The organism is Kitasatospora putterlickiae, assembly GCF_039527695.1.
In the GTDB taxonomy this organism is placed as follows: domain Bacteria; phylum Actinomycetota; class Actinomycetes; order Streptomycetales; family Streptomycetaceae; genus Kitasatospora; species Kitasatospora putterlickiae.
In genome coordinates, this window is record NZ_BAAAKJ010000062.1 from 12,683 (window position 1) to 19,731 (window position 7,049).

General features: G+C 75.1%; 7 protein-coding genes. 3 read left to right on the plus strand and 4 right to left on the minus strand.

Going from position 1 to position 7,049, the window contains the following annotated elements; genetic code table 11:
- The 4 genes from ABD308_RS07050 to ABD308_RS07065 all read right to left on the minus strand — a co-directional run.
- Positions 1–656 (minus strand): choice-of-anchor P family protein (locus ABD308_RS07050; RefSeq protein WP_344329362.1); only part of this gene is annotated, 656 nt, incomplete at its 3' end.
- Positions 657–750: 94 nt separating this feature from the next.
- Positions 751–2,142 (minus strand): XrtP-associated glycosyltransferase, encoded by a 1,392-nt coding sequence (locus ABD308_RS07055; RefSeq protein ID WP_344329368.1) that lies wholly within the window; start codon positions 2,140–2,142, stop codon positions 751–753.
- Positions 2,139–2,765 carry an archaeosortase/exosortase family protein gene (locus ABD308_RS07060; RefSeq protein ID WP_344329376.1) on the minus strand — a complete coding sequence of 209 codons (627 nt, stop codon included), beginning with the start codon at positions 2,763–2,765 and terminating at the stop codon, positions 2,139–2,141. Before ABD308_RS07060 ends, ABD308_RS07055 begins: the two co-directional genes overlap by 4 nt.
- An 8-nt stretch (positions 2,766–2,773) precedes the next feature.
- Positions 2,774–2,950, minus strand: a complete 177-nt coding sequence (locus ABD308_RS07065; RefSeq protein WP_344329384.1) for a hypothetical protein — start codon at positions 2,948–2,950, stop codon at positions 2,774–2,776.
- Positions 2,951–3,373: 423 nt separating this feature from the next.
- Between ABD308_RS07065 and wecB the strand changes: the two genes are divergently transcribed.
- From wecB to ABD308_RS07080, 3 genes are all read left to right on the plus strand, one after another.
- Positions 3,374–4,510: a non-hydrolyzing UDP-N-acetylglucosamine 2-epimerase gene (gene wecB / locus ABD308_RS07070; RefSeq protein WP_344329393.1), complete on the plus strand. Its 1,137-nt coding sequence runs from the start codon at positions 3,374–3,376 to the stop codon at positions 4,508–4,510.
- Positions 4,511–4,737: 227 nt separating this feature from the next.
- Entirely contained in the window at positions 4,738–5,703 is a 966-nt protein-coding gene (locus tag ABD308_RS07075) for an SDR family NAD(P)-dependent oxidoreductase (protein WP_344329403.1), read from the plus strand.
- A gap of 37 nt (positions 5,704–5,740) precedes the next feature.
- Positions 5,741–6,925, plus strand: coding sequence for an alcohol dehydrogenase catalytic domain-containing protein (locus ABD308_RS07080; protein WP_344329409.1), 1,185 nt, complete (start codon positions 5,741–5,743; stop codon positions 6,923–6,925).
- The last annotated feature ends 124 nt before the right edge of the window (positions 6,926–7,049 follow it).

A 7,049-nucleotide genomic window follows, 5' to 3' on the forward strand; every position in this document is an offset into this window, starting at 1 on the left:
GCCTCGGCGGGCGCGGCGCCGCCGCACTCCGCGTGGCCGATCACCAGGTCTGCGGCGTTGAGGATCGGCAGCAGGGAGATCCGGACCGCGTTGACGGAGAGGACGCCGTTGGCGTCCGTGGTCTGCTCGTTGAGGAGGATGGTGCCGACGCCGGGGATGTCGATCCCGGTGTTGGGCCCGGCGCCGGCCTGCAGGTTGATCGCGGGGAGCAGCGGGAGCTTGACGCTGCCCCCGGCTATCACGCCGGAGCCGGTGGCGCCGGTCGGGGTGGCGGTGCAGGTCGAGTTGACGCCGGTGAGCGAGACGGTGGCGACGCCCAGATCGACGCCGAGCGAGTCGATGGTGGCGGAGGCGCTGGAGGTGCCGGCCTGCGGGTCACCCGCGGTGGTGGCGGTGAGCAGCGCGTTGCTGGCGAAGGGCCCGACGTTGACGCCGACCACGGTCTGGGTGCCGCCCGCGGGGTAGCTGGAGGCGGGCGTCGGGGCGACGGCCACCATGCCGGCGACGGCGTCGGCGGAGACGACGAAGGCGTTGGCCTCGGGCGCGGAGAGGGCTGCCCAGGCCGGGCTCGCGGTGCAGACCAGCGCGGCGGTGGCGGCGGTGACGGCGGCGCCGGCGAGCAGGCGGGTGCGGGTGCGGGTGCGACGAGAGGTCATGGTGGTGGTGCCTTTCGTGGGACGGGCGGGGAGGTGAGGTGGGCACGGGGGAAGTCGCCGGGTCGCGGTGGGGCGCGGGCGGATCGGCGGGCGCTCACCCGGCCGGCTCGCCGACGATCGCCGGGGCGGGCGCGGGAGCCGCCGCGGCCGGGGCGGCGGCGACCCGGGCGGTCTTGTGCCAGGAGTTGCGCCGGCACAGCACCCGCCAGGCGGCGCGGACGGCGACCAGGTAGGTCGTGGCCGCGTACAGGGCCAGCGCGAGCCCGTACCCGAGCGCGGCCCGCCGTCCGACGGCCGGCTCGCAGCGCCGCCGGTACAGCGGCCCCCAGACGGCGAACTCGCCGACGCCCAGCACCAGGTAGAGCAGCAGGAGCAGGGCGCCGCCCTGCCGCAGGAAGGCGAGCACGAACTCCGGGTAGATCAGCAGGTTGTAGCCGAAGGCCGCGATCGGCACGGTGTACACCACCAGGCCGACGAGTTGCAGCCACGGCTGGCTCATGAAGTAGAGCACCTCCAGGAAGCCCGCCGTGCCGAACGCCCGGGAGCCCCAGATCTCCCGGAGGTAGCGGGTGCACTGCATCGAGCCCTGCGCCCAGCGCACCCGCTGGGTGATCAGCTGGCGCATGCTCCACAGCGCCTCCTGGTCGACCCAGGCGTCGGTGGTGTAGCCGTTGCGCCAGCCCGCCAGCATCAGCCGCAGGCCCAGCTCGTAGTCCTCCAGCAGGGCCTTGCCCCACGGCCGCCCGCCGCCGCGGTCCACCTCGCGCAGCGCGGAGAGCCGGGTGAACTGGCCGTTGCCGCCGACGTTGACGGTGCCGGTGCGGCGCCGGGTGATCTGCATGGCGGATATCGGCCCGCGGAACTCGATGTCCTGGAGGCGGGCGAGCAGCCGGGCCCGCCGGTTGGCGAACGCGCCCCGGCCGGGCAGCGGCCGGGGCACGTCACGGTTGGACATCCGCACCTCGACCTGGACCGCCCCGATCCCGGGGTCGCCGAAGAGGGTCGGTCCGGCGCACACGGCGAACGCGCCGGGCGAGGGGCGGCCGTCGGCGTCGAGCACGCAGACCACCACCCGCGCGGGGTCGGTACCGGGGGGCAGCGCAGCCTCCAGTGCCCGGTAGCCGGCGTTCAGCGCGTCGCCCTTGCCGGTCCGCGCCTCGGGCGCCCGCCGGGACACCAGGTGGACGGTGAGCCGGTCGGAGGTGGCCGGCCAGGTGCGGACGAGTTCGGCCGTGCGGTCCTCGGAGGCGTCGTCGACGACCCAGACGGTGGCGCCGGCGAAGTGCTCGGCGAGGTAGTCCAGGGTCGTGGCGATGACCGCCTCCTCGTCCCGGCAGGGGACCAGGAAGTGCCAGGTGAAGCCGTCCGGGTCACCGGGCGGCGCCGGCCGGTCCCGCAGGAAGCCGCGCACGATCACCACGACGTAGGCGAGGAAGCCGACGCCCAGGACGAAGGAGAGCGAGACGGAGGTGTCCAGCAGGGTCACGGCGTGTCCTCCCCGCTCGCGGGGCCGGGCGCGGCCGCGGCGCTCGCCGCGGGTGCGGCGGGGCCGCTGCGGGGCAGCAGCCGCAGGAAGAGCAGGGCCGCGACCAGGGCGGCGGCCATCATCAGCACCGAGCCGAACAGGACGTGCGTCCAGCCGAACCCCTCCGAGCCGTAACGGTGCTGCATCACCAGGACGAGGGTGAGCCGGGCGAGGTTGGTGGCCACGACCAGGGTGGCGGCGACGGCGAAGGCCAGCAGGACGCGGCCGGGCCGGCGGTTGCCGAAGAGCAGCAGCAGCGCCGTCACCAGGGCGAGCGGGGCGATCAGCAGCGCGCTGCTGCACCCCGTGGTCAGGGCGACGCCCCGGTCCAGGCCGGTGTGGTCGCCGGCGTACAGGACGGGGGCGGTCGGCCCTTCGAGCAACAGGGTGCGCATCCCCAGGAGGTGCTCGACGAGCCACGCCGTGCTGCGGCTCTCCTGGGAACGGTAGGCGCGTTCGCCGGCCACCAGCGAGCCGCACACACCGAGCAGCACGGCGCCGCACAGCACCCCGACCGGGGAGCGCCCGGCCCGGGCCGCGGCGTGCCGGCGGGGCGCGAGCGGGTGCGACAGGGATTCGGTCATGACGCGGCTCAGTCCTCGCCCGGACCCTCGCTCCGGCGCAGCCTGCTGCGGCGGAGCAGGCCGAGGCCCAGCAGTACCAGGGCCACCGCGACCGACGCGGTGACACCTATGCCCACCGATCCGGTCGCGGCCAGGGCGCCGCCACCGGCCGCCGGCGGAAGGCCGCCGGCCACAGATCCGTACATGGGGGAATTCCTCTCGTCGAAGAACGGGAGATCACAAGGGGGGGGCTGATGCCGCGCCGTGGAAGGGGTCGGGCGGCATCGGACGCAGCCCAAAGGAAGGGGGGCGGCGCGGGGCACGTCGGAGCCGGCCGGGCGGAGACGAACGGTGTGCGACTCCGCCGACGGGTCGAACTCCCGTGCTGCTGGCACATCATGGACTGAAAATCTGATCTTTGATGGTCAGCGTTCAAACAATGCCGTCCCCACTTGGGCTGATCGGCGTGTCGTCGGCGCGTCGCCGGCGTGGCGCGTCGGTGGGCCATTGCGCCATTCGGGGGACATTGATCACCATCGGTTGCCGCTTCTCACCGCCGACGGCCATCTTGTGACCCGAAGTTCGAATGCCCCGATCAATGGATCGGACGCACCGTCAAGGGAGCCCGAATGCCCTCAGCCGACATAGCCGTGGTCCTCGGCACCCGACCGGAAATCGTCAAACTCGCCGGTGTGGTTCGGCTCCTGGAGGAATCCGCCCGCGTCGTCTGGACCGGCCAGCACTGGGATCCCGGACTCACCACCGCGTTCTTCCGGCAGTACGCCCTCCCCGATCCGCACCTCACGCTCAGCGGCGTCGCCGGCGAGGCCCGGGGCCGGCAGATCGGCCGCATGGTCAGCGTGCTCAGCGACCACTTCGCCCAGCACCCGCCCGCCGCCGTGGTGGTCCAGGGCGACACCAACTCCGCCGCCGCCGGCGCGCTCGCCGCCCACTGCGCGGGCGCGCCCGTCGTGCACGTCGAGGCGGGCCTGCGCTCCTTCGACCCCGACATGCCCGAGGAGGCCAACCGCCGCCTCATCGCCCCGCTCGCCGACCTGCACTGCGCCCCGACCGCGACCGCCGCCGCCCACCTGCTGCGCGAGGGGATCGAGGCGGACCAGGTGGTGGTCACCGGCAACACCGTCGTCGAGGCCACCCTGGAGTCGCTGCCCGGCCCGGCCGAGGCCCACGCCGTCCTGAGCGGCTACGGGCTGCGCCCCGATCGCTATCTGCTGGCCACCCTGCACCGGCCCGAGAACACCGACGACCCGGCCCGGCTCGGCCGGATCCTCGGCCAACTCGCCGCGCTGGAACTGCCGGTGGTGCTGCCGCTGCACCCGCGCACCCGGGCGGCGATCGAGCGGTTCGGGCTCACCGGCGCGCTCGCCGGGCTGCGCCCGGTGCCCCCCGTCGACCACCGCACCTTCCTCGCCCTGGCCGCCGGCTGCCGGCTGCTGGTCTCGGACTCCGGCGGCGTCCAGGAGGAGTGCACGGTGCTCAAGCGCCCGCTGATCGTGGTCCGCAACTCCACGGAGCGGCCCGAGGCGGTCCGGGCCGGCTTCGCCCGGCTGGTCCGGCCCGGCCCCCAGCTCGACCTCGCCCTGCGGGAGCTGCTCGCGGACCCGGACGCCGTCGGCTCCCTGGCCGCGCGGCCCTCCCCGTACGGCAGCGGCACCGCGAGCGCCGAGATCGTCGCCGCCATCCGCTCCCGCTACCTCGCCCGCCACCCGGCCGAGAACAGCGCGCGCCTGCTCCGCGCCGGCTGACCCCGGTCCCGCGCGCGTCGACCCCGCCGGGGGCGCTCCGGCGGGGTCGGCGTGCGGGGGTTCTGCACGCGGGTTTGGGCGTGCGGGGGTTCGGCGCACGGGTTCGGGCGTACGGGGGTTCGGCGCACGGGTTCGGGCGTGCGAGTTCGGCGCGCGGGTTTGGCGACGGCGTCCCCGGACAGACGCCGGGCGACTGGACGTCCCCGACTCGAAGGAGGGCACGGCCGATGCTCGGCGGAAACGACCTGGCCGGACGCACCGCCTTGGTGACCGGCTCCTCACGCGGACTCGGACTGCTGATCGCGGGCGAGCTCGCCGACCGCGGCTGCCGGGTGATGCTCTGCGGCCGCGACGAACTCGCCCTGGAACGGGCCGTCCGACAGCTGCGCGGCCGCCCCGGCGAGGTGGCCGCGACGGCCACCGACCTGACCGCCGCCGACGCCCCGTCCCGGCTGCTCGACGCGGTGCGCGAGCACTTCGGCGCCGAGGTGGACCTGCTGGTCAACAACGCCGGCCTGATCCAGGTCGGACCGCTCGCCGCCATGCAGGAGCAGGACTTCCGGCGGGCGCACGAGCTGATGGTGATGGCGCCGCTGCGGCTGGTCCAGGCGGTGCTGCCGGCGATGCGGGCGCGCGGCGCGGGCTCGATCGTGATGATCGGCTCGATCGGCGGCAAGGTCCCCGCGCCGCACCTGCTGCCGTACGTCGCCGCCAAGTTCGCGCTCACCGGCCTCTCCGAGGGGCTCGCCGCGGAGCTGGCGCCGTACGGGATCCGGGTCACCACCGTCATCCCGGGGCTGATGCGGACCGGTTCGCAGACCGCCGCCGAGTTCGCCGGCCGGCCCGGGCGCGAGTTCGCCTGGTTCTCCACCGCCGCCTCGCTGCCGCTGCTGTCGATGGACGCGCGACGGGCCGCCCACCGGATCGTCCGGGCGATCGAGACCGGCCGCCGGGAGCTGATACTCACCCCGCTCGCCAAGGCCGCCGCGCGCGCCCACGGACTCGCGCCCGCCACCACCGGCCGGCTGCTCACCCTCACCGCGCGGCTGCTGCCGTCCGCCGGATCCGCCCCCGAGCACGGAGTGCCGGGCGTCCGGGCGGCGGCCCGCCACCGGCGTGGCGGCCCGCTCGACCGCCTCACCGTCCTCGGCCGCCGGGCCGCCCGGTCCCACAACGAACCGACGGCGTCCTGAGCCCCCAGGGCGCGTCCGTCCCCCCGAGGAGCACACCATGAAAGCCGTGACCTGGCACGGGCGCCGCGACGTCCGGGTCGACTCCGTCCCCGACCCGGTGCTCCAGGAGCCCACCGACGTCCTGGTCGAGGTCACCACCACCGGGCTCTGCGGATCGGACCTGCACCTGTACGAGGTCCTCGGCGCCTTCCTCGACGAGGGCGACATCCTCGGCCACGAGGCGATGGGCGTGGTGCGCGAGGTCGGCAGCGCCGTACACGCGGTCGCGGTCGGCGAGCGCGTGGTGGTGCCGTTCAACCTCTCCTGCGGCACCTGCTTCATGTGCGTGAAGGGCCTGCAGTCCCAGTGCGAGACCACCCAGGTGCACGCCTACGGAACCGGCGCGGCCCTGTTCGGCTACACCAAGCTGTACGGGCAGGTCCCCGGCGGGCAGGCGGAGCTGCTGCGGGTGCCGTTCGGCAACACGCTGCCGGTGGTGGTCCCGCACGGCCCGCCGGACGACCGCTACGTCCTGCTGTCCGACGTGCTGCCGACCGCCTGGCAGGCGGTGGAGTACGCCGAGGTGCCGCCCGGCGGCAGTGTCGCCGTGCTCGGGCTCGGCCCGATCGGCGACATGTGCGCCCGGATCGCCCGGCACCGCGGCGCGGCCACCGTGATCGGCGTCGACCTGGTGCCCGAACGGCTGGAGCGCGCCCGGGAGCGCGGCGTCGAGGCGCTCGACCTCGCCCGGCTCGGCTCCCGGGTGGTCGACGCCGCCAAGGAGCTCACCGACGGACGCGGTCCGCACGCCGTGATCGACGCCGTCGGCATGGAGGCCCACGGCTCCCCCACCGCCACCGCGGCGCAGCGGGCGACCTCGCTGCTGCCGGACGCGCTGGCCTCCCGGCTGATGACCCGGGTCGGCCTGGACCGGCTGCACGCCCTGCACCTGGCCGTGGACATGGTGCGGCGCGGCGGCACCGTCTCGCTGTCCGGCGTGTACGGCGGCATGACGGATCCGCTGCCGATGCTGACCATGTTCGACAAGCAGCTGCGGCTGCGGATGGGCCAGGCCAACGTACGGCGCTGGACGGACGACCTGCTGCCGCTGCTGGGCGACGGCGATCCGCTCGGCGTGGACGGCTTCGCGACCCACCACCTGCCGCTGGACGAGGCGCCGGCCGCCTACGAGATGTTCCAGCGCAAGCAGGACGGGGTGGTCAAGGTGCTGTTCCGGCCCTGAGCCGGCGCGCCATGACCGCAGCACGCGGGCGCCCGCGGCGCCGCCCCGGCAGGCCCGGCAGACCCGGCAGCCTCGCCAGGCCGGGCGGTAGGTCCGGCGTCCGGGCCGGTGGCGGCGGCGGGCG